Annotated in this window: 14 protein-coding genes, 1 tRNA gene and 1 pseudogene; 8 read left to right on the top strand and 8 right to left on the bottom strand. The window is 75.3% G+C overall.

The annotated features are described in order from the left end of the window. Positions 1-150: 150 nt before the first annotated feature. The 3 genes from AB0E62_RS03760 to AB0E62_RS03750 form a co-directional block, all read right to left on the bottom strand. Positions 151-999, bottom strand: a complete 849-nt coding sequence (locus AB0E62_RS03760) for an alpha/beta hydrolase (RefSeq protein WP_362187507.1) — start codon at positions 997-999, stop codon at positions 151-153. A 119-nt stretch (positions 1,000-1,118) separates the two neighbouring features. Continuing rightward, the gene (locus AB0E62_RS03755; protein WP_362187504.1) at positions 1,119-2,363 is read right to left on the bottom strand and encodes an MFS transporter; all 1,245 of its coding nucleotides are present in this window, start codon (positions 2,361-2,363) and stop codon (positions 1,119-1,121) included. 112 nt (positions 2,364-2,475) lie between these two features. Continuing rightward, the gene (locus AB0E62_RS03750) at positions 2,476-3,015 is read right to left on the bottom strand and encodes an SDR family oxidoreductase (RefSeq protein ID WP_362187501.1); all 540 of its coding nucleotides are present in this window, start codon (positions 3,013-3,015) and stop codon (positions 2,476-2,478) included. Positions 3,016-3,534: 519 nt separating this feature from the next. On the opposite strand from AB0E62_RS03750, the gene AB0E62_RS03745 reads away from it, so the two are divergent. Then, on the top strand, positions 3,535-6,849 hold the full coding sequence (locus AB0E62_RS03745) for a BTAD domain-containing putative transcriptional regulator (RefSeq protein ID WP_362187498.1): 3,315 nt from the start codon (positions 3,535-3,537) through the stop codon (positions 6,847-6,849). Between the two features lie 10 nt (positions 6,850-6,859). On the opposite strand, the gene AB0E62_RS03740 is transcribed toward AB0E62_RS03745, so the two are convergent. After that, positions 6,860-7,360, bottom strand: coding sequence for a tetratricopeptide repeat protein (locus AB0E62_RS03740; protein WP_362188091.1), 501 nt, complete (start codon positions 7,358-7,360; stop codon positions 6,860-6,862). Between the two features lie 95 nt (positions 7,361-7,455). Here AB0E62_RS03740 and AB0E62_RS03735 point away from each other — a divergent pair, with 95 nt between their 5' ends. Further along, the gene (locus tag AB0E62_RS03735; protein WP_362187495.1) at positions 7,456-8,277 is read left to right on the top strand and encodes a MerR family transcriptional regulator; all 822 of its coding nucleotides are present in this window, start codon (positions 7,456-7,458) and stop codon (positions 8,275-8,277) included. Between the two features lie 96 nt (positions 8,278-8,373). After that, a pseudogene (locus AB0E62_RS03730) lies at positions 8,374-9,816 on the top strand (glycosyltransferase family 39 protein); the annotation flags it as partial. Positions 9,817-9,886: 70 nt separating this feature from the next. Here AB0E62_RS03730 and AB0E62_RS03725 read toward each other — a convergent pair. Further along, positions 9,887-9,959, bottom strand: a tRNA-Ala gene (locus tag AB0E62_RS03725). Positions 9,960-10,141: 182 nt separating this feature from the next. Between AB0E62_RS03725 and AB0E62_RS03720 the strand changes: the two genes are divergently transcribed. Then, entirely contained in the window at positions 10,142-10,690 is a 549-nt protein-coding gene (locus AB0E62_RS03720; protein WP_362187492.1) for a DNA-binding protein, read from the top strand. Positions 10,691-10,796: 106 nt separating this feature from the next. After that, positions 10,797-12,182, top strand: a complete 1,386-nt coding sequence (locus AB0E62_RS03715; RefSeq protein WP_362187490.1) for a serine/threonine-protein kinase — start codon at positions 10,797-10,799, stop codon at positions 12,180-12,182. Positions 12,183-12,239: 57 nt separating this feature from the next. Here the strand turns inward: AB0E62_RS03715 and AB0E62_RS03710 are convergent, their stop codons facing one another. Both AB0E62_RS03710 and AB0E62_RS03705 read right to left on the bottom strand, forming a co-directional pair. Next, positions 12,240-13,640: a hypothetical protein gene (locus AB0E62_RS03710; RefSeq protein WP_362187487.1), complete on the bottom strand. Its 1,401-nt coding sequence runs from the start codon at positions 13,638-13,640 to the stop codon at positions 12,240-12,242. Between the two features lie 247 nt (positions 13,641-13,887). Beyond that, positions 13,888-14,016 carry a DLW-39 family protein gene (locus AB0E62_RS03705; protein WP_003999697.1) on the bottom strand — a complete coding sequence of 43 codons (129 nt, stop codon included), beginning with the start codon at positions 14,014-14,016 and terminating at the stop codon, positions 13,888-13,890. A 349-nt stretch (positions 14,017-14,365) separates the two neighbouring features. Between AB0E62_RS03705 and AB0E62_RS03700 the strand changes: the two genes are divergently transcribed. Together AB0E62_RS03700 and AB0E62_RS03695 are read left to right on the top strand one after the other, a co-directional pair. Next, positions 14,366-14,764 carry a DUF6344 domain-containing protein gene (locus AB0E62_RS03700; protein ID WP_362187484.1) on the top strand — a complete coding sequence of 133 codons (399 nt, stop codon included), beginning with the start codon at positions 14,366-14,368 and terminating at the stop codon, positions 14,762-14,764. A gap of 223 nt (positions 14,765-14,987) precedes the next feature. After that, entirely contained in the window at positions 14,988-15,779 is a 792-nt protein-coding gene (locus tag AB0E62_RS03695; RefSeq protein WP_362187481.1) for a glycosyltransferase, read from the top strand. 108 nt (positions 15,780-15,887) lie between these two features. Here the strand turns inward: AB0E62_RS03695 and AB0E62_RS03690 are convergent, their stop codons facing one another. Continuing rightward, positions 15,888-16,211, bottom strand: coding sequence for a hypothetical protein (locus AB0E62_RS03690; RefSeq protein ID WP_362187478.1), 324 nt, complete (start codon positions 16,209-16,211; stop codon positions 15,888-15,890). Between the two features lie 616 nt (positions 16,212-16,827). Between AB0E62_RS03690 and AB0E62_RS03685 the strand changes: the two genes are divergently transcribed. After that, entirely contained in the window at positions 16,828-20,940 is a 4,113-nt protein-coding gene (locus AB0E62_RS03685; protein ID WP_362187475.1) for an AAA family ATPase, read from the top strand. Positions 20,941-21,107: the final 167 nt, after the last annotated feature.

Genomic DNA, 21,107 nt, shown 5'->3' with positions numbered 1-21,107 from the left:
GGTTGACCCAATCCTGATACGCCCGGTGGATCAACATCGGGGGCTTGTCAAAATCTTATGAACAAAACATTGGCGACGGGCATGCCGATGACCGCCGAAGGCCGGGGGATACCTTCGGCGGTCCGTTCGGGAGGCCGGTACGGCGCCTGATCAGTCGCGTTGCGCCGCCAGGGTGTCGAGCCAGTCGCCCAGCAGCCCGTGCACGGCGTCCGGCTGGTCGAGATGGACGTTGTGCCCGGCGCCGTCCACGACCGCGTAGGTGGCGCGCGGATAGTGGTCCAGCAGCTCCAGCTGGTCCCGCCAGCCGACCATGTGGTCCTGGCGGCCGGTCACCACCAGGTGCGTGCCGTCGTGCGGGCCGGAACGGGACTCCGGAGCCTGCCGGAACAGGTACGCCTTGAGCAGCTCGGCGGCGTCCCCGCGGTGATGGGCGCGGAAGCCGGGCAGCACGTGGTCGCGGAAGGCGTTCCAGCCGGCGTCGTCCTGGTACAGCGCGATGCTCGTGAACACCTCGCGGTCGGCCGGGTCCAGCGCCGCCAGCAGCGCCTCGTCCCGGGCGAGCACCTGCCGCTCGGGCAGCGTCCGCTCCCCGGCCGGCCTGACCAGCGGTGCCAGCAGCGCGGCGCCCAGCACCCGCCCGCCGCGCTCGGCGATCAGGTGACGGGCGAGCTGGCCGCCGTAGGAGATGCCCACCACCGCGAACGGCTCGTCGCCGACGGTCTTGTCCACGAACCGCAGCACCGCCTCGCCCATGGCCTCCGCCGTGACCGGCCCGGACAGCCGGGGCGAGCGGCCGGAGCCGGGCAGGTCGACGTAGAGCCGCCGCCAGCCGCGGCGCGCGGCGAACACGGGTTCCAGCGGCAGCAGGAGCCGGTGGTCGACGGTGTAACCGTGCAGCAGCACCACGGGCGTGCCGGAGCCGAACTCGACGTGGTGCAGCAACTGCCGCGCCGGCTTCGGCCTCACGGCGGTCTCGGTCGGTCCAGTCTCTTCGGTCATGGCTCCACTTCGATGAGGACAGGGGTGGTGAGGTCGGCAAACGGGCGCGCCGGGCAGACGGGACAGCGGGTACGGCGGCACGGCGGGGAGGTGACCGTCCCCGCCGCCGTACGCCGCGCCTACGCCACCGGGCGCTTGGCGGGGAAGCCGTGGCCGCGGGCGAGCACGATGACGGCGATCACCGGCAGCATCAGCAGCAGCACGCTCCACGGCAGCGAGTCGCTGCCGCTCAGGTCGAGCAGCACACCGCCGATGACACCGCCGCCCGCCATGGCCACGTTCCACAGCGTCACCAGCATGGCCTGGGCCGCGTCGGCCGCCTTCTCGCCGCCCGCGTCACCGGCCGCGGTCTGCAGCAGGGTCGGCACCCCGCCCCAGCCCAGACCCCACAGCACGGCCGCGAGGTAGACGAGCGCGGTCTGGTCCGCGAACACCGCCAGCACCGCGGCGGCCACCGCGACCAGCAGCGAGCTGGCGATCGTCAGCACGCGCAGCCGGTGGTGGATCTGCGCGCCGACGATCCAGATGCTGGCCAGCGAGGCGATGCCGAACACCAGCAGCACCAGGTCGGTGTTGCCGCCCATGCCGAGGTCGTCGAGGAACGTGGCGATGTAGGCGTAGATGATGGTGTGCGCCAGGACGAAGACCAGCGTCACGAACAGCACCGGCACGACACCGGGGACCCGCAGGGCGTGCAGCATCTTCGGCCGCTCGCCGCGCTCCTGGCCCGGGTAGTCCGGTACGGCGGCGGCGATCCACGCCAGCAGGACGACGGTCAGCGCGGTCATCGCGAGGAACGCCACGCGCCAGTCGGTCACCTTGCCCAGGAAGGTGCCGGCGGGCACACCGAGGGAGAGCGCGACCGGGATGCCCGCCATCGCCACCGCGATGGCCCGGCCCTGCAGCGGCACCGGGGCCAGCCGGCGCGCGTACCCGGCGAGCAGCGCCCAGGCCAGGCCCGCCGCGACACCGGCGACGAAGCGCGCCACCATCGTCAGCCCGTACACGGAGGACAGCGCGGTGACGGTGTTGGCGACGGCGAAGCCGGCCATGGAGGTCAGCAGCAGCCGCTTGCGGTGCCAGCCGGCGGTCGCCGCCGTCAGCGGGATCGCGGTCAGCGCGGTGCCGAGGGCGTAGATGGTGACCGTCTGGCCGGTCGCGGACTCGCTCACGTTCAGGTCGTCGCTCATGGACGGGAGCAGACCGGCGGGCAGGGTCTCGGTGAGGCTCGTGATGAACACGGCGGTGGCGAGGGCCAGCAGGGCGAACATGGGCAGCTTCTGCTGCTCGCCGGCGCCCGCCCGGCTCGTCTCGGCGCCGGTCCGCACGGGCGAACCGGCCGCGGTATCGGGTGTGGTGCTCATGGGATGTGCTCCAGGGTTTCGGGGACGAGGTGGGTGAACGCTCGGGGTGGGGCCGGGGAGCCCGGGGGACCGGGAGGCCCCGGGCGCGTCGGCCGGGTCCGCCGGTACGCCGTCATGGCCGGCTCAGACCTCCGTCGACCGGCAGCCGGGCCCCGGTGGTGAAGGTGGCGTCGGTGGCCAGGAAGAGCGCGGCCCGGGCGACCTCCTCGGCGGCGCCGAGGCGGCCCAGGGGCGGCAGGGGCACCCCGCCGCCCGGCGCCTCGATACAGCCCGGCGCCACGGCGTTGACGCGGATGCCCCGGGAGACCAGCTCGCCGGCCAGCGCGTGCACGGCGGCGGGGGACGGCGCCGGGGTCATCAGCACGACCGCGCCACCGTCCCGCAGGCGCGGCAGCAGCGGCCGTGCGGTGGCCACGACATCCGCGAACAGCAGGTCGACGACACCGCCGGGCCCCAGGCAGGCGGTCACGTCGGAGGGCGCGACGACCCTGGCGGCGGAGCCCAGTTCCCCGCCCAGGCGGTCCCGCTCCTCCGTGGTGCGGGCGGTCAGCACGACGTGGGCGCCGCCCTCCACCAGACGCTTGGCCACGGCCAGCCCGATGGCGGTGGCCTCCCCGACGACTACGGCCGTCCGGCCCGCGTACTTGGTCATGCTGCTTCCTCTTCCTTCGCCGCACCTGCCACAACGGCCCGGTGGAACCGACCTTGCGCCCACCCGCTTCGGAAAACCTTCGGAACGGCTTACGGACGCCTCACGGGCGAACGGCCCCGGCTGACGAACGGCTTACGCCCGGCCCAGAGGCACCGGGCCGGACTGACGAAGGGCTTACGGCCACGGCGGGCGGACTGCCGAAACCGCTGACGAGCGGGCCGGCGGCCGGAGCGCGCCCGGGATCGATCCGGTGGCTGTCGGGACGTGAGGCTCCGCAAGCCCCTGGCCGACACCCGGCAGCCGGAGACCACCGGGAACGCGGGCCTGCCGGAGACCACCGGGAACGCCGGTCCGCCGCAGCGGAGGCCATCGCGCACCCCCGGCGGGCGGCTCACGCCCAGGGCCTATGACTCGCCGCCGCCGGTCACGGCCGGCCGGTGCCGGAAGAATCCACAGGCCGGCGGCGTCGGTCCCGGTGGACTCCCCGTCGGATCGGTGCCGTGACGTACAGTGCCGCACATGCGGTTTGGGGTGCTCGGCCCACTGACGGTGTGGGACGACGAGGGGGCGGCCGTCAGGGTTCCGGAGGCGAAGGTCCGGGCGCTGCTCGCCGACCTGCTCGCACACGACGGCGGACCGGTCTCCGCGGACCGCCTGATCGACGACCTCTGGGGCGATCGCCCGCCGGGCCGCCCCGCCGGTGCCCTCCAGGCCAAGGTCTCCCAGCTGCGCCGGGTGCTGGGCCGGGACCGGGTGCAACTCCAGCCGGCCGGCTACCGGCTGCGGCTGGACGACACCGACGAGGTGGACGCCGTACGCTTCCGCGACCTGGTGGACCGGGCCCGCTCCGCGGCGTCCCCGCAGGACCGGGCCGCGCTGCTCACCGAGGCCCTCGGGCTGTGGCGCGGGCCGGCCTACGCCGACTTCGCCGACCAGGGCTTCGTCCGCGCGGCGGCGCAGCGCCTGACCGACCAGCGGCTGTCGGTGCTGGAGGAACAGGCCGAGGCCCGCCTGGCGGCCGGCGAACACGCGCTGCTCGCCGGTGAACTGGCCGACCTGGTGACCCGGCACCCGCTGCGCGAACGCCTGCGCGCCCTCCAGATGCGCGCGCTGTACGCGGCGGGCCGGCAGAGCGAGGCCCTCGCGGCCTACGAGGACCTGCGCGCCCGGCTCGTGGCCGAACTGGGGGTCGAGCCGAGCCCCGAACTCGCCGCGCTGCACCAGGCGGTGCTCCGCCAGGACCCCGCGCTGACGGCCGCGCCCCGCCCCACGGACGCCGGCCCCGGCCGGTCCGGGGCACCCGCCGCACCGCCGGAGGCCACGGCACCCCCCGCCCCCGCCCCGTCCAACCTGCCCGCGTCCCTCACCCCCCTCATCGGCCGCCGCGACGCGCTCGACGGGGTCGCGGCCCTCCTGCGCGCCACCCGCCTGGTGACCCTCACCGGCCCCGGCGGCGTGGGCAAGACACGGCTGGCGGTGGCGGCCGCCGACGCCCTGGTCGGCGGGCCGTCCGCCGCCGAACTGCCCGACGGCGCCTGGTTCGTGGAGTTCTCCGGCGTCCGCGGCGGGGCGGCCGCCGACCTCGCCCAGGTCGTCGCCGCCTCCCTCGGCATCAGCGACCACGCGCCCTCCGCCGTACCGGTCTCCGGCACCGGCACCCGCTCCCCCGCGCACCACCTGGCCGCCGTCCTGCGCGACCGCCGCACCCTGCTCGTCCTGGACAACTGCGAGCACGTGGTCGACGCCGCCGCCGAGCTGGCCACCCTGCTCCTGCGCACCGCGCCCGGGCTGCGCGTGCTCGCCACCAGCCAGGAGCCGCTGGGCCTGCCGGGCGAGGAGGTGTTCCTGGTCGAGCCGCTGCCCACCGACGACGCGGTACGGCTGTTCACCCAGCGCGCCGCCGCCGCGGCCCCCGGCTTCTCCCTCGCCCCGGACGCCTGCGACGACGCGGACCGGGCCGCCGTCACGGAGATCTGCCGCCGCCTGGACGGCATCCCGCTCGCCCTGGAACTGGCCGCGACCCGGGTCCGCGCGCTGGGCGTACGCGAGCTGGCGGCCCGGCTCGGCGACCGGTTCCAGCTGCTGACCTCCGGGCGGCGCGGCGCACCAGAGCGCCAGCAGACCCTGCGCGCGGTGATCGACTGGAGCTGGGAGCTGCTCAGCGCGCCCGAGCGCATCGTGCTGCGCCGGCTGGCCGCGTTCAGTGACGGCTGCGACCTCCGGGCGGCCGAGGCGGTGTGCGCGGGCGACGGCGTGGCCGGCCCCGAGGTGCCCGACCTGGTCACCCGGCTGGTCGACCGGTCCCTGGTGGTGGTCGTGGCCGGGCCGGCCGGGCCGCGCTACCGGCTCCTGGAGTCCGTCGCCGCGTACGCCACCGAGCGGTTGCACGAGATGGAGGACCTCGCCGCCGTACGCGACCGGCATCTGCGCCACTACCTCGCGCTGGCCGAGCGCGCCGAGCCCGAGCTGCGCGGCCCCGGCCAGCGGTCCTGGCTCGCCCGGCTCGACGCCGAGTCCGGCAACCTCCGCGCGGCCCTGGACGAGGCCGTGCGCCGGGCCGCCGCGGGCGACCCGGACCAGGCGGCACGGCTGGCCACGGCGCTGGCCTGGTGGTGGCTGCTGCGCGGCCGGCTCGCCCAGGCCCGCCGCAGCCTGCGCGCGGTCCTGGACACCGCTCCGTCCGCCGGCCACGGCGAACTCGCCCTGCTGCACACCGCGTTCGCCCTGCTCACCGGTGACCGCGACCCGGCCACCGCCCTCGCCGGCGGGGGTGCCGGGGCCGACGACACCGCCGGGCCCGACGACACCGCCGTGCCCGACCCGGTACGGCATGCCCGGTCGCTGTGGCTGTGCGCGTACGGCCTGTTCAGCGCGGGCGCGGTGGCCGACAGCGGGGAGCTGAACGACCGGGCGCTGACGCTGTTCACCACCGCGGGCGACCAGTGGGGCACCGCCGCCGCGCTCGGCCTGCGGGCCACGCTCGCGCTGGTCCGCGGCGACCTCGCCGGGCTGGGCCGCGACGGCCGGCGCAGCGCGGCGCTCTTCAGCGAACTGGGCGACCGCTGGGGCGAACTCCAGACCGTGTCACCGCTGGCGGCGCTCGCGGAGATCAAGGGCGAGTACGAGGAGGCCGTGAACCGCCAGTACGAGGGGCTGCGGATGGCCCGCGAACTGGGCCTCGCGGCCGAGGTGTCGGCCCGGCTGTCCGGCCTGGGCCGGCTCGCGCTGCTGGCCCACGACTGGGACCGCGCCCGCGATCTGCACGAACAGGCCCTGCGCAGCGCCGCCGAGCAGGGCTACAAGTACGGCGAGATCCACGCCGGGATGGGCCTCGCGCTCGGCGCCCGCCGCTCCGGCGACCTGGACGCCGCCGAGGCGCACCTGCGGCGGCTGCGCGAGGGCTACGCCGATGTGTCCTCGCAGGCGGGCGACCATCTGCTGCTCGCCGAACTGGGCTTCGTCGCCGAACTGCGCGGCGACGCCGACCTGGCGGCGGCCCACCATCTGCGCGGCCTGGACGTGGCCCGCGCGATAGACGAGCCGCGGGCGCTCGCGCTGTCCCTGGAGGGCCTGGCCGGCGCGGCGGCCCTGCGCGGCACCGAGTCCGCGGCGGCCTGCGCGGCCCTGCTGCTCGGCGCGGCGGACGCGGCCCGGCGCAGCGTGGGCGCGCCGCTGCCCCCGGCCGAGCGCACCGACGTGGACCGCATCGAACGGGCGGCCCGCGCCGTCCTGGGCGACGCGGCCTTCACCCGGTCCTTCGGCCACGGCAGCGGTCTGACCCCCGAACAGGCCCTGCGCGAGGCGGCCCCGGCACTGGAGGGCGTCCGCCGGTGACCCGCTGCCGTCAGAGGGTGGCGTCCAGATCGCGCGCGTACTCCTCGATGGCCCGCCGGTACCGCCGTACCCCGGGGTCCTCGCTGCTCGTGGCCAGCAGGGTGAGCGTCAGGCGCATGGCCTCCTCGTGCCGGCCGGTGTTGTACAGCGCCATGGCGAGGAAGGTCCGCAGGGCACCGTCGTCGGGGAACTCCGCCACGCCCCGGCGCAGCGTGGCGACCGCCTCCGGGTACCGGCCCAGGACACGGTAGGTGCTGCCGAGCCCCAGCAGGGCCCCGCGCCGGTCCTCAGCCGACAGCCCGGTCCCGCGCAGACAGCGCTCGTAGAAGGGAACGGCCTCGGCCTCCATGCCGAGCACGTCATGGGCCCAGGCGGTCTGATAGGCCACCTCGGGGTCGTCCGGGTACCGCTCGCCCAGCTCCAGCAGCCGCGACCGCGCGCGTCCCGGTTCCCCCTGCTCCCGCAACCGCACGGCGGCGGACAGGAGTTCGTCCCTGCCGAGTTCGTCCATGGTCGGGTGATCATAGGTGCCGGCCGGTGCCCCTGCCACCGGCCCCGCCCCTCCTTGACCCTCACACCGTGTCAGGCGGTCGACTCGGAGACGTCATGTTCACCATCGGAGACTTCGCCCGGCACGGCCGCGTCTCGGTCCGGATGCTGCGTCACTACGACGCGACCGGCCTGCTGCGCCCGGCCCACGTCGACCCCGCCAGCGGCTACCGCCACTACACCGCCGCCCAACTCGCGCGCCTCAACCGGATCATCGCGCTCAAGGACCTCGGGTTCACGCTCCGGCAGGTGCGGGACATCGTGGACGAGAAGGTCGGTGCCGGGGAACTGCGCGGCATGCTGCGGCTGCGGCGGGCCGAGCTGGAGGCCGCCATGGCCGCCACGGAGGCCCGGCTGGTCCAGGTCGAGGCGAGGCTCCGAGCCATCGAGAGCGAGGGGCACATGCCCACGAACGACGTCGTCCTCAAGAGCGTTCCCAGCGTCCGGGTGGCGGAGCTGACCGCGACCGCCGCGAGTTACCGGCCCGAGGACATCGGTCCCGTCATCGGCCCCCTCTACGACGAACTGTTCCGCCGCCTGCGCGCCGCGGGCATCGCCCCGACGGGCCCCGGCATCGCCTCCTACGAGGACGCCCCGGAGGGCGGCGGCCGGATCACCGTCCACGCCGCCGTCCAGGTCCGCGCCCCGCTCCAGGACGGCACCGTCCGCGTCCTGGACCTGCCGCCCCTCGCCCGGGCGGCGACCATCGTGCACCGCGGTTCCATGGACACCGTCCTGCCCACGGAGCAGGCCCTGGCCCACTGGACCGAGGCACACGGGTACCGCGCGACGGGTCACCCGCGTGAGGTCGGCCTGGAGTGCCCGGAGAACCGCGACGACTGGGTGACGGAACTCCAGGCCCCGGTGGTCCGCACCTGACCGCCGGCCCCGGACATGTGACCGAAGGCGCTTTCCCCCCGTCCTAGAGGACGACCAGCTCTCTGCACGCCGCGGCCACCCCGGGAGTCCCCCTTCATGTCGACCGACCGCCGGCCGGGGCCCTTCCCCCGGCGCGTGCCCGTCTGGCTCGTCCCGGTCCTGTGGACCGTGGCGCTCGGCCTGTGGGGCTTGTCCCGGCAGCACAGTCTGTGGCGGGACGAGGCCGCGACCTGGCAGGCGGCCCAGCGCTCCCCGGCCGGGATCTGGCACATGCTGGGAAACATCGACGCCGTCCACGGGCTCTACTACCTGCTGATGCACGTGCTGTTCGAGTGCTTCGGCCCCGGCACCACGACACTGCGGCTGCCCTCGGTACTCGCCATGGCGGTGGCGGCGGCCTGCGTGGCGGTCACGGGCCACCGGCTGGCCGGGGCCCGGGCGGGTCTGGTGGGCGGGATGGCGTTCGGGCTGCTGCCGGCCGTCCAGTTCCACCTCCAGGAGGGCCGGCCGTACGCCCTGGTCGCGGCCGGCGCCGGGATCTCCACCCTGCTCCTCGTCACCGTGCTCCGGGAGCCCGCCCGGACGGCGTGCTGGGCCGCGTACGGCGGTACCGTCCTGGTGAGCGCCCTGCTGAACTGGCTGTCCCTCATGCTGCTGCCGGCGCACCTGGTGACCCTGCTGTGGACCCGGGCCGGACGCGGAGTGTGGGCCCGCTGGCTGACGGCCGCCACCACCGCCACGGCCGGTGCGCTGCCGTTGGTCCTCTTCAGCCGCGGCCAGTCCGCGCAGGTGGCGTGGATCCCGCCGCTGTCCTGGCACATGATGATCGGGCCCGCCGTCCTGCTGGCGGCCGGCGGCGCCTGCGCCCTGCTGGACCGGCCCCGGACCGGCCGGCTGTCGGCCGCGTCCGTCGGGCTGCCGCTGCTGGCGGTGCCGCAGACCGGCCTCGCCGCGCTGTCCCTGTACCGGCCGCTGTTCCTGGACCGGTACGTCCTCTTCAGCATGCTCGGCCTGGCGCTGCTCATCGGCACCGCCATCGGCACCGCGGTACAGACGGCCGGGCGCCGGGCGCCGGGGGCGTCGAAGTGGCTGCTCCCCGCCGTTCTCGCGGCGGGGACGGTGGCGCTGCTGCCGCAGTCGCTGGCCAAGCGTTCCCCGGCCAGCAGGGTGGACGACGTACTGGCGATCGCGTCGGACGTCCAGCGGATGAAGGAGACCGGGAGCGCGGTGATCTTCCTCCCGGCGGACCGCCGGGACACCGCGATCGTCTCCCCGCACGCCTTCGCCGGCCTCCGGGACATCGCCCTTGTGCGGAGCCCGGAAGAGTCCGGGAACCTCAAGGGCACCGAGGCGAGCCCGGACCGGATACGCGTCGCGATGCTCGCCCAGCGACGGATCCTGCTGGTGACGGACGCGGATCAGGTCGCCCGGGCGGTGACGGCCGAACCGGACAGGACGAAGGCCGCCGTGCTGAAGAAGCACTTCACACCGGTGACCGACCTGCAGCACCGCGGCCGCAGGGTGACCGTGTACGAACGCCTGCCGCGACAGACGGGACAAGAACACCCCCCTGACCGCGTTTCCGCAGGTCAGAGGGGTGCATCCGGGGTGGAGCCTAGGGGAGTCGAACCCCTGACATCCGCCATGCAAAGACGGCGCTCTACCAACTGAGCTAAGGCCCCGGGAAGGCGGCGGCCGGCCGGACGGGTCGTGCTCCGGCGGTGCCGCAGACCAGAGTACCGGGTCACCCCCCGTATCCCGCAAAAAGATTGGGGGTCCCCGCGGATGACCACTCTCCGTAAGATGCTCGACGTGGTTCGCTACAGCGAACCGCGGTTTTCAGGGGAAGCGATGGGGAGACGCAATGGACGCCGCACAGCAGGAAGCCACCGCCAGAGCGCGGGAGCTCCAGCGGAACTGGTACGGGGAGCCGCTGGGGGCGCTTTTCCGTAAGCTCATCGACGATCTCGGGCTGAACCAGGCGCGGCTCGCGGCGGTCCTCGGCCTGTCCGCCCCCATGCTGTCCCAGTTGATGAGCGGCCAGCGCGCCAAGATCGGCAATCCCGCCGTCGTCCAGCGCGTCCAGTTGCTGCAGGAGTTGGCCTCCCAGGTCGCGGACGGCAGCGTCAGCGCCGCCGAGGCGACCGAGCGCATGGAGGAGATCAAGAAGTCGCAAGGGGGCTCCGTGCTCAGCAACACCACCCACACCACCAGCAGCTCGGGCGCGCCCACGGTCAAGCGCGTGGTCCGGGAGATCCAGTCGCTGCTCCGCTCGGTGGCCGCCGCCGGGGACATCATCGACGCCGCCGACGCCCTCGCGCCGAGCCACCCCGAACTCGCCGAGTTCCTCCGCGTCTACGGCGCCGGCCGCACGGCCGACGCCGTCGCGCACTACCAGTCCCACCAGAGCTGATCCCCGGCCGGTTCACCGGGGGGGGACCGGCCGGGGCACGGGGCACGCGGGCCACAGGGTTCACCAGCGGGGCGCACAGCGGGCCAGGAGGAGGAGCGCGGCTGCCATGGGTGAGGTCTTCGCCGGCCGGTACGAGCTGGCCGACCCGATCGGACGCGGTGGCGTGGGCGCGGTGTGGCGGGCCTGGGACCACCGCCGGCGGCGTTACGTGGCCGCCAAGGTCCTCCAGCAGCGCGACGCCCACTCCCTGCTCCGCTTCGTCCGGGAGCAGGGGCTGCGCATCGACCATCCGCACGTCGTCGCACCGGCCAGCTGGGCCGCCGACGACGACAAGGTGCTGTTCACCATGGACCTGGTCACCGGCGGCTCCCTGGTCCACCTCGTCAACGACTACGGCCCCCTTCCGCCCGCCTTCGTGTGCACCCTGCTCGACCAGCTGCTGTCCGGGCTCGCCGCCGTCCACGCCGAGGGCGTCGTCCACCGGGACATCAAGCCCGCCAACGTGCTCCTGGAGGCCACCGGCACCGGCCGTCCCCGGCTGAGGCTGTCCGACTTCGGCATCGCCATGCGGCTCGGCGAGCCCCGCCTGACGGAGACCAACCTCGTGGTGGGGACGCCCGGTTACCTCGCCCCCGAACAGCTGCTGGGCGCCGAACCCGGCTTCCCGGCCGACCTGTTCGCGGTCGGCCTGGTCGCCCTCTACCTCCTGGAGGGCGCCAAGCCGGACGCCAGGGAACTGGTGCGGTACTTCGAGGAGCACGGCACGCCCGGCCCGCCCAAGGGCATCCCGGAACCGCTCTGGCAGGTCGTCGCCTCCCTCCTCCAGCCCGATCCCGCGGACCGTTTCCGTACGGCCACGGGGGCGCGCAAGGCGCTCGCCGCCGCCGCGGAACTCCTTCCCGAACCCGGCGTCGACGACGAACTCATCGAGATCTTCGACCAACTCGGCCCGCTGCCCCCCGGTTTCGCCCCCGCCGGCCCCCTCCGCAAGGCCCCCGGCGTGGCGTTGGACCCGGTGCCGGACGGCGAGCCGGCACCGGGCGCCGGGCAAGCCCCGGAGGAGGGCACGCCCACCGGTACGGGCGCGAGCGCGGACCCGGTTTCCGGTGCCTCCGCCTCCCCCACCGGCTCCCTGTCGGACACCGGGAGCTTCCGGCTGCCCCCGCCCGAGCAGCCCCCGACCCCGACTCCGGACCCTCGTCCCCTTCCGCCGGCACCCTTACCCCCGTCCCCGCTCCAGGTGCCCGGGCCGCTGCCGGACCCCCTGCCGGCACCGCCCGTCGACACCACCACCGCCGCCTACACCGCCCGCGCCGCGCACCCCGCGCCCACCGTCCCGCCCCAGTCGGCACCGTCACCCCCGGCCGGCCGCCGCCACCGGGCGCGCCGGGCGCCCCGGCGCCCGGGTCCGCCGGCGAAGGCCGTGGTCCCGATGCTGCTGCTGGCGCTCGTCTGTTACGCCGTCGGGATCTGGGCCTTCACCCGGCTCTGAGACCCGGCCCCACCGCGAGGGGTCGCCGGCCGGCCCTCTCGCGGCTCCGGCGGGCCGTCACCGGGTCCGCGCGTGCGCCCGCCGGGCCGCCACCGTCCAGCCGCCGAGGACCAGCAGCAACGCGGTCCCCGAGCCGATCCCGCCGACGGCGACCAGCAGCATCGTCCCGTCCCCGGCACCGTCCGGCTCCTCCCGCGCGGCCCCGCCGGCCGCGTTCCCGAAGCCCCCGGCCAGCGCGGCGGCACGGTCCGCGGCGGTGATCGTGAAGACGTCCGCCGGCACCGGCCCGCCGTCGTAGGCGGGGCCCGCGTGCGCCCGCCCGTCGAGCCGCACCCGCAGGGTCACCTCGTACGGCCCCCGCCCGAACGGCTCGGCCAGCCGGGTGCTGAGGTGCACGGCGAGGTAGTAGTCCCCGGCGAACCGTACGGAGGTCACCCTCGCCGGGACGGCGTACCGGTTGGCGTACTCCACCGGCGGCAGCGGGGCGAGGGCGGTGGGCCTGGCGGTGCCGGTGTAACCGGCCGAGGCGTCGTCGACGGCACCGCGGACGGGATTGTAGAGGGAGAGGGTCAGGGCACCGCCGACGTAGCCGTGGCCCTCGGCGCCGCCCAGCTCGGCGGAGGCGTGCAGCCGCCGGCCCCAGTCCACCGGAACCTTGTAGAACCGGGTCTCGCCGGGTGCGAGCGCCGTCCGCCAGACGCCCTGGCCCAGGGGGCGCGCGGTCGCGAAGCCGGTGCCGCCGGGGCGTTCACGGGGCGGGCCCGCGGGGGGCTCGGGGGTGGCGGAGTCCCAGGTGCGCGGGGGGGTGGTGGAGCCGGCCCGGACCAGTCCCGGTTCCGTGACGGGCGCGATCTCCAGCTCCCACGCCCCGTCCGTCCCCGCCGTCGCGCCCGGGCGCCCGGTGTCGAGACGTTCGACGAGCAGGTAGTACGTGCCCCCGCCCTGGCACAGCGCCTTGCCGGTCTCCCGCTGGCCCAGGGCCGTGACCGGGCGCGGGCTGATCCCGGCGCCGAAGCGGGCGGAGGCGTAGGAGCAGGAGGTGCCGCTCGCGTTCCGGAGCGAGACACGGATGCCGTCGGTGGCGGCGACGGCGGCGCCGGAGGGCGGTACGGCGGTGACGGGGACGTAGGCGGTGTCCGCGGCGGTGAGCCGGAGGCGGTAGTAGAGCCTGCCGTTCCGGGGGAGGGAGCTGCGGTAGGTGTGGCGGGCGTCCAGCGGGACGGCGCCCGCGGTGTCCGGCGCGCCCGCGACGGCGCGGGCGCCGGGCGTGAAGCCGTACGACCCCCCGGCCGACGACCCCCAGGCCGACGACCCCCAGGCCGACGACTCCCCGGCCGGCGGTCCCCCGGCCCGTGCGCCGGCCGGCAGACCGAGGACCGCCCACAGCACCGCCGGCACGACCGCCGCCCACCGGGCGGCACCCGTCCGCCGCCACGCCGTACCCCCTCGCCCCGGCACGCGCCCACCCCCACTCGTCGGATCACCGCACCGCGCCGCGGGCTCCATCCTGCCCCGGCCGGCCCTGCGCCATCCGGGCAACGCGGTCACCCGTCCGAAACGTCCGGCCCCCGCGGCACCGCGCCCCGCCCCGGCTACCCCGCCCCGCGGCTTCCCGCAACCCGGAACGTCCCCGGAGAACGCAGAACCCCGGCCGCTCGGGCGACCGGGGTCTGTACAGATTCGGTATCGGCTTCGGCAGGGGGGCTCACGAACCCGTGGGCACGGAGTCAGTCGCCTCCGTCCACAGGTCCTGCTCGGCGCGATCCGCCTGGATCTGGCGGTACACGAGGAGCCCGCCGATGGCGGCCAGTGCGACCAGGAGCAGCTTCTTCACCGCGCGACCTCGTCTTTCCTTGACGTAGGGGACCTCTGGCGCCCGACTATACACACCGCCCGATATCGGTCGGTGACCTGCGTCGGCGCCCAACTCCCGCCCCCGAGGGCGCAGTCGCCGGGCCGGACCCCGTAGCGGCCGGAGCGTGACCGCGCACCCACAGTCCGTTACCTTGCTCCCCTTCCGCTCGCCTTCATCAGCTTTTAGAGGCTTTTCTCCGCTCTTGCGTCCATCCGAGTGGTGTTCATCGGAACATCGACGCGCCACGGGCGTCGGTCCACCACATCGCGACCCTCATACACATCATGAACAAAGTACGCAAATCGCCCGACCCGAAAGTGAGGGGACCATGACCCGGACCAAGGTCATGAAGCTGTGGACCGCCATCGTCACCGCCTTCCTCGCGCTGTGCACGGCGCTCGGACTCGTCTCCGCCGGCGCCGCCACCGCCGCCGCCGCTCCGGCCGGACCCCGGACCGAGAGCCCGAGCACCGGCACCGCGCACCGCACGCTCCCGACGATCCCGGCGCCCCGCCACTGGGCCTGGTCCCACGCCAGGGCCCTGCCCCCCACGATGAAGCAGCGGATCCGGGCCGAGGCCCACGGCAAGTCCCCCAGTTGCCGGCACCGGCCGACGGACGAGACCCAGCAGAGCGAGACGGAACTCCAGAAGCAGACCCGGCCCCGGACGCGGGCCGAGGCCCAGGCGCAGAGCCCCGACCACGCCCCGGCCGCGCTCGACTGCTGAGCCCCCGCCCCGCACGCAGTACCGCAACGTCTCGACGACAAGGCGACTTGCGTACGCACCAGTCGACACGGAAGACCCCCGGCCGCCCCGGCCGGGGGTCTCGCGCTGTTCCGGGGCCTGCCGGGTGCCCGCGGCTCCCGCGCCGCCGCGGGGCCCGCCGGATGGCCGGGCCCGCCGTGCGCCATGCTGGCAGCGACACACGCCCCGACCGCACGGAAAGGTGGTGAGCGCTGCCGTGAGCCGGCGCGTCACCGTAGTCACCGCTGTCCACGGCCCGTCCGCCCGGTTCCTGCCGGACGCGTACGCATCGCTGTGCGCACAGCAGTTGCCCGCCGGGTGGGAGTGGGAGTGGGTCGTACAGGAGGACGGTACGACGGACGAGGTCCGCCCGTACCTCCCGGACGACGCGCGGGTGTCCTTCCGTCAGGGGCGGCCGGGCGGCCCCGGCGTGGCCCGGACGATCGCGCTGTCCCGCGCCCGGGGGGCCTACGTCAAGGTGCTGGACGCCGACGACCAGCTCACCCCGGGCACGCTCGCCCGCGACCTGGCCGTGCTGGAGGCGCATCCCGCGGTCGGCTGGACGACCTCGCGCGTGCTGGACCTGCTGCCCGACGGCTCCACGGCCGGCTTCCCGGGCGACCCCGACGAGGGCCCGCTGGAACGCGGCACCGTCCTCGGCCACTGGAAGCGGAACGACTTCCGCCTGCCGGTCCACCCGGCGACCCTGTGCGTGCGCCGGGAACTGCTGCTCGCGCTGGGCGGCTGGATGGCGCTGCCGGCCTCCGAGGACACTGGGCTGCTGCTGGCGCTGGACGCGGTGAGCCGCGGCTGGTTCTCGGCGCGGGCCGGGCTGCTGTACCGCAAGTGGGACGGACAGGTCACGGGCCAGGCGGCCCATGTGGACCCCGCCGAGCGGGCGGCCCGTACGACGGTCGCCGAGGCCCGCGCCCGCGCGCTCGCCGCCCTCGGCTGGACCTGCCCGCCGACGGCGCCCCCGCCTCCCGCGTCCGCGTGACGGCCCGTACTGCCCCGGCGCCGGACCGGCACCCCGCTCCCCGGACCCGCCGGCCTGTCCGCTGCGGCAGGTGGCCTCTCTGGCGGCGTGGCCTGCGGAGGGCCGGCATCACGCGCCGCTGAGGATCAGCGCGCCCAGCGTGAGCTGAGCACCCCACTGCAGGAGTACGACCCCGGTCCTGGCGCCCGTCCACCGGGCTCGGGGCCACATCAGTGCCAGGAGACCGGCCGCGAGAGCGACCCAGAAGCAACCGTAGAGAGCCTCGCCCGGGACCGTCGAGCACTGTTCGCCGTAGGTCAGGCAGCGGCTGCCGCGGTAGGTGGCGAGTACGGCGATCCAAGCGACGACGACGGTCGGCACGAGCAGGACGAGGCCGGCGACGGACCATCCGGTGACAGTGCGGGCTGCGGCGGGCTGCGGGGCGGTGTTCATGTCCCCATCCCAGCGGGCCGACCCGCACCCGGCGATCCTGTCGCGTACTCAACCCTCCTGAGCGCGCGTGCTCAGTGCGTCCTCCGCGATCGCCGCCCGTGTCCGCGCGTCCCCGACGGCCCGGCGCCCTCACGGCGTACGGCGCCGCAGCCGTCCTCGAAGGCGCACACGTCCGGTGCCCGGTGGGCGCATCCGGCCGAGCCGCGGCACAGGGAGCGTCCGGTTCCGCTTCCCGCCCGCCCGGCACCGGTCCCTCCCCTCGCGGGGACCGGTGCCGAACGGTGCGGGAACGTCGACCCACGCCATGTCGGCGCGGCGCGGGTCGAAGTGCGAGGACGGTTTCCGGGGTCCCGGCGGACTCATCCGCCGGGCGCGGCACAGGGTGGCCGAAATTGACCGAGAACGTTCGGCGCCATGGGCTGTCTTTCCGAGCACTGAGCCGGTGGCCTGTCCGGACGGTGTGTGACGAGTCCGCTACCGGGTTCGGATCCTGCCATTTGTCGTCACCGAGGGGGAGGTTCCGGACCTCGATCCCCCCCTTAACCGCAGGTCAGACGTATAGGGTGAGTTTTCCGGTCCGGACGTCCGACACGCGGGGGAAGTAAGGGGTGGAACCTTGAGTTCCGACTCAGGGGCACGCACAGCCTTCGCCGAGCGGCTCGCGCTGCTCTACAAGGAGGCCGGAAATCCTCCCCTCAAGAGCGTCTCCCAGGCGGTCGTCCGGCTCCAGCGGGTCGACGAGCGCGGCCGGCCCGTGCGGGTGTCCGCGCAGCGGATCAGCGACTGGCGGCGGGCCCGGAACGTACCGGCCCAGTTCACCGCCCTCGCGGCCGTCCTCCACATCCTGATCCCGGAGGCCCGGCGGCTGCGTCCCACCCCGGTCTCGGCCGGCCTGTACGACCTCGCCCACTGGCAGCGGCTGTGGGAGCTGGCCGTGGCCGGTCCGGCCGGCGACCGGGCCGCGCCGCCCGCGGAGGAGAACCGGCGGCCACCGGCCCAGGCCCCGCCGGTCGCCGGGGGCGTGTGCCCCTACCGGGGCCTGGCCCCGTACCGGCGGGAGGACGCCCGCTGGTTCTTCGGCCGTGAGCGCAGCACCAAGGCCCTCGTCGGCCAGCTCCGCGCGGCCGAGCGGTCGGGCGGCCTGGTCATGCTGGTCGGCGCCTCGGGAGCGGGAAAGTCCTCGCTGCTCAACGCCGGCCTCGTCCCCGCCCTCCGCGGCGGCGCCCTCGACGACGGCACGGACCCCGCGGCGCCGGGCACACCGGGCACAGGGACCGCACCGGCGGCCGGCGAGTCCCCCGAACCCCCCGCCGAGCCCGCGGCATCCCCCGACCCCGTCCTCCAGCTCGTCCCCGGCGCCGATCCGCTGGGCGAGCTGGTCCGCCGGATCCCCGAGCTGGCTCCCGTCGCCGCCGAGGCACGCCGGGCCGAACGGGAGGCGGCACGGAACCCGGCGCTGCCGGGCAGCGACGCCCCGCACATCACCCGGGCCGTGCGGGCGGCGGTCACCGCCTGGGCGCGCCGGGCGGCGGCCCCGGACACCCGGCCGGTGGTCATCGTGGACCAGTTCGAGGAGGCGTTCACCCTCTGCGCCGACGAGGCGGACCGGCGCACCTTCATCCAGTTCCTGCACGCCGCCTGCACCCCGCCGGCCGGCTCCGCCGGGCCCGCGCCCGTCCGGGTCGTCCTCGGCATACGGGCCGACTTCTACGAGCAGTGCCTCGGCTACCCGGACCTGGCCGACGCCCTCCAGCACCGGCACATGGTGCTCGGCCCGCTGACCAGCTCCGAGCTGCGCGAGGCGGTGACCGGGCCGGCCAAGGCGGTGGGCCTGGAACTGGAGCCGGGGCTCACCGAGCTGATCGTCCGCGAGGTGAGCGCCGACGGCCCGCGCGGGGCGCACGACGCGGGCGTGCTCCCGCTGCTGTCGCACGCCCTGCTGGCCACCTGGCAGCGCCGCAAGGCCGGGAAGCTGACGCTGGCCGGCTACCGCGCGGCGGGCGGCATCCAGGGCGCGGTGGCGGCGACCGCCGAACGGGCCTGGTCCGGGCTGGACCCGGCGGCCCGCACCGCCGCCCGGCTGCTGCTGCTGCGGCTGGTCCGGCTGGGCGAGGACACCCAGGCCACCCGGCGGCGCGGCACCCGGCGGCAGCTGGCCGAGGAGTCGGCGGACCCCGGCAAGACGGAGGAGTCGCTGGAGGCCCTGGTGCGGGCCCGGCTGGTGACGCTGGACGCGGACACCGTGGAGATCACCCACGAGGCGCTGCTGCACGCCTGGCCCCGGCTGCGGCACTGGATCGACGAGGGCCGGGGCGATCATCTGCTGCGCCAGCGGCTGGAGGAGGACGGCCGGGCCTGGGAGGGCTCGGGCCGGGACAGCTCGCTGCTGTACCGGGGATCGCGGCTGGAACAGGCCCGCAGCTGGGCCCGGTCGGCCGGGGACACCTATCTGACCCGCAGCGCGATGGAGTTCCTGGCCGCCTCGGTGCGGCTGCGCAAGCGGACGGTGTGGCTGAGCCGGGCCGCGGTGGCCGCGCTGGTGGTGCTGGCCGTACTGGCCGCCGGTTCGGCCGTGATCGCCTGGAAGCAGCGCGACGACGCCGTGTTCGCGCAGGTCCTCGCCGAGGCCGACCGGGTCCAGCACACCGATCCGTCGCTGGCCGCCCAGCTCGACCTGGTCGCGCACCAGCTGCGCCCCGGGGACGAGGGCACGTACAGCCGCCTGCTGTCGATCGTGAACGCGCCGCTGGCCACCCCGCTGTCCGGCCACACCGGCGCGGTCTACCTCACCTCCTTCAGCCCGGACGGCCGCACCCTCGCCACGGCCAGCTACGACCGCACGGTCCGGCTGTGGAACGTCGCCGACCCGCACCGCCCGGCCCCGCTCGGCAGACCGCTGACCGGCCACGCCAGCTGGGTGAGCAGCGCCGTGTTCAGCCCGGACGGCCGCACCCTGGCCAGCGCGGGCGACGACGGCACGGTCCGGCTGTGGAACGTCGGCGACCCCGCGCACGCCGTACCGCTCGGCCGGCCGCTCACCGGCCACCGCGGCACGATCTACCTGGTGGCGTTCAGCCCGGACGGCCGCACCCTCGCCACGGCCGGCGAGGACCGCACCGTACGGCTGTGGGACGTGACCGACCCGCGCCGGCCCGCGCCGCTGACCACGCTGCGCGGGCACTCGGCCGCGGTGCGCTGCGTGGCCTTCGCCCCGGACGGGCGCACCCTCGCCAGCGGCGGTGACGACAAGTCGATCCGCCTGTGGAACGTGGCCGACCCGCGCCGGCCCGTCCCGCTGGAGCCCCTGCGCGGGCACACGGACCTGGTGCACTCGGTGGCCTTCAGCCCCGACGGCTCCACCCTGGCCAGCGGCAGCGCGGACGACACCATCCGGCTGTGGAACGTCCGCCTGCCCCGCCGCGCGGCGGCGCTCGGCTCCCCGCTGACCGGGCACACCGGGCCGATCTGGTCGGTGGCGTTCAGCCCCGACGGGGGCCGGCTGGCCGCCGCGAGCGCCGACAGCACGGCGAGCCTGTGGAACGTCTCCGACCCGGCGAGCCCGTCCCAGGTCGGCGAGCCGCTCGCGGGCAGCAGCGGGGAGATGTACGCCCTGGGGTTCCGCCCGGACGGCCGTACCCTCGCGACCGGCAGCGGGGACGGCAAGGTGCGGCTGTGGTCGGTTCCGACCTCCGACATGGTCGGCCGGAGCGGGGCGTTCCGGCAGGACGGCCGGGTACTGGCCACCGCCGCCCGGGACGGCCGCCTGCGGCTGTGGGACGTGACGCGGCCCGGCCGGCCCGTGCCGCTGGGCAGGCCGTTCATGCGGGCCGACGGCGACCAGCGCTCCATGGTGTTCTCACCCGACGGCCGCGTCCTGGCCGTCCTCACCGGGGTGCGCACGGTGCACCTGTGGAACGTCTCCGACCCCGCCCACCCGGTCGCCGCGGGCCCCCCGCTGGCCCTGCGGACCCGCTTCATGGGACCGGACGCGCTGGCCTACAGCCCGGACGGGCACACCCTGGCCACCGCCTACGACGACCGCACCGTCCAGTTGTGGAACGTCACCGACCCCGCGCACGCCGTACCGCTCGGCCGGCCGCTCACCGGCCACCGCGGCTACGTCAACGCGCTGACGTTCAGTCCCGACGGGCACACCCTGGCCAGCGGCAGCGCGGACAGCGAGATCCGGCTGTGGGACGTCACCGACCCCGCGCACGTCACCCCTGTGGGCTCCCCGCTGACCGAGCACTCGGGCCCCGTGAACGCGCTCGCCTACAGCGCGGACGGGGACACCCTTGCCAGCGGCAGCGACGACGACACCGTCCGCCTGTGGAACGTCACCGACCCGGCCCGCGCCGAGCCGCTCGGCCGGCCCCTCACCGGCCACACCGAGGCGGTGACCTCCCTGACGTTCAGCACCGTCGGCAACACCCTGGCCAGCGGCGGCAACGACAACACGGTCCGCCTGTGGAACGTCGCCGACCCCGCCAGGGCGACCCCGATCGGCCAGTCCATGAGCCCCAACGCCAAGACCGGCCACTTCCTCTCCTTCAGCCCCAACAGTCACGTCCTCGGCGTCTCCAGCGGCACCGACACGGTCCGCCTGTGGAGCCTGGACGCCGGCACGGCGATCCGCCACATCTGTTCGGTCACCCGGGGCGTCCTGACGAAGCAGCGCTGGCAGGAGTACCTGTCCCGCCTCTCCTACGACCCTCCGTGCGGTCGATGATCGGCCAACCTGCCTGATTTCCCCTGGACTTGGCCCCACGCAACCGCCAACCTTGTTACCCTTGGCCATAGCCCGATCGCTGGTGCATCCCCCGTCGCCAGCGGTCGGGTCTTTCCCGTCCGGGGCTGTTGGTGTCAGGCGGGCGCGCTGACCGGCCACGAGATGCG

It is taken from the genome of Streptomyces sp. NPDC038707 (assembly GCF_040636485.1).
GTDB lineage: Bacteria > Actinomycetota > Actinomycetes > Streptomycetales > Streptomycetaceae > Streptomyces.
The sequence above is the reverse complement of the archived record's forward strand: the minus strand, read 5'-3'. Positions and strand labels throughout refer to the sequence as shown.

What these genes read in the sequence shown, in the direction of transcription:
- AB0E62_RS03760 (WP_362187507.1), bottom strand. Translation starts at nt 999, where the DNA reads ATGACCGAAGAGACTGGACCGACCGAGACCGCCGTGAGGCCGAAGCCG.
- AB0E62_RS03755 (WP_362187504.1), bottom strand. Translation starts at nt 2,363, where the DNA reads ATGAGCACCACACCCGATACCGCGGCCGGTTCGCCCGTGCGGACCGGC.
- AB0E62_RS03750 (WP_362187501.1), bottom strand. Translation starts at nt 3,015, where the DNA reads ATGACCAAGTACGCGGGCCGGACGGCCGTAGTCGTCGGGGAGGCCACC.
- AB0E62_RS03745 (WP_362187498.1), top strand. Translation starts at nt 3,535, where the DNA reads ATGCGGTTTGGGGTGCTCGGCCCACTGACGGTGTGGGACGACGAGGGG.
- AB0E62_RS03740 (WP_362188091.1), bottom strand. Translation starts at nt 7,360, where the DNA reads ATGGACGAACTCGGCAGGGACGAACTCCTGTCCGCCGCCGTGCGGTTG.
- AB0E62_RS03735 (WP_362187495.1), top strand. Translation starts at nt 7,456, where the DNA reads ATGTTCACCATCGGAGACTTCGCCCGGCACGGCCGCGTCTCGGTCCGG.
- AB0E62_RS03720 (WP_362187492.1), top strand. Translation starts at nt 10,142, where the DNA reads ATGGACGCCGCACAGCAGGAAGCCACCGCCAGAGCGCGGGAGCTCCAG.
- AB0E62_RS03715 (WP_362187490.1), top strand. Translation starts at nt 10,797, where the DNA reads ATGGGTGAGGTCTTCGCCGGCCGGTACGAGCTGGCCGACCCGATCGGA.
- AB0E62_RS03700 (WP_362187484.1), top strand. Translation starts at nt 14,366, where the DNA reads ATGACCCGGACCAAGGTCATGAAGCTGTGGACCGCCATCGTCACCGCC.
- AB0E62_RS03690 (WP_362187478.1), bottom strand. Translation starts at nt 16,211, where the DNA reads ATGAACACCGCCCCGCAGCCCGCCGCAGCCCGCACTGTCACCGGATGG.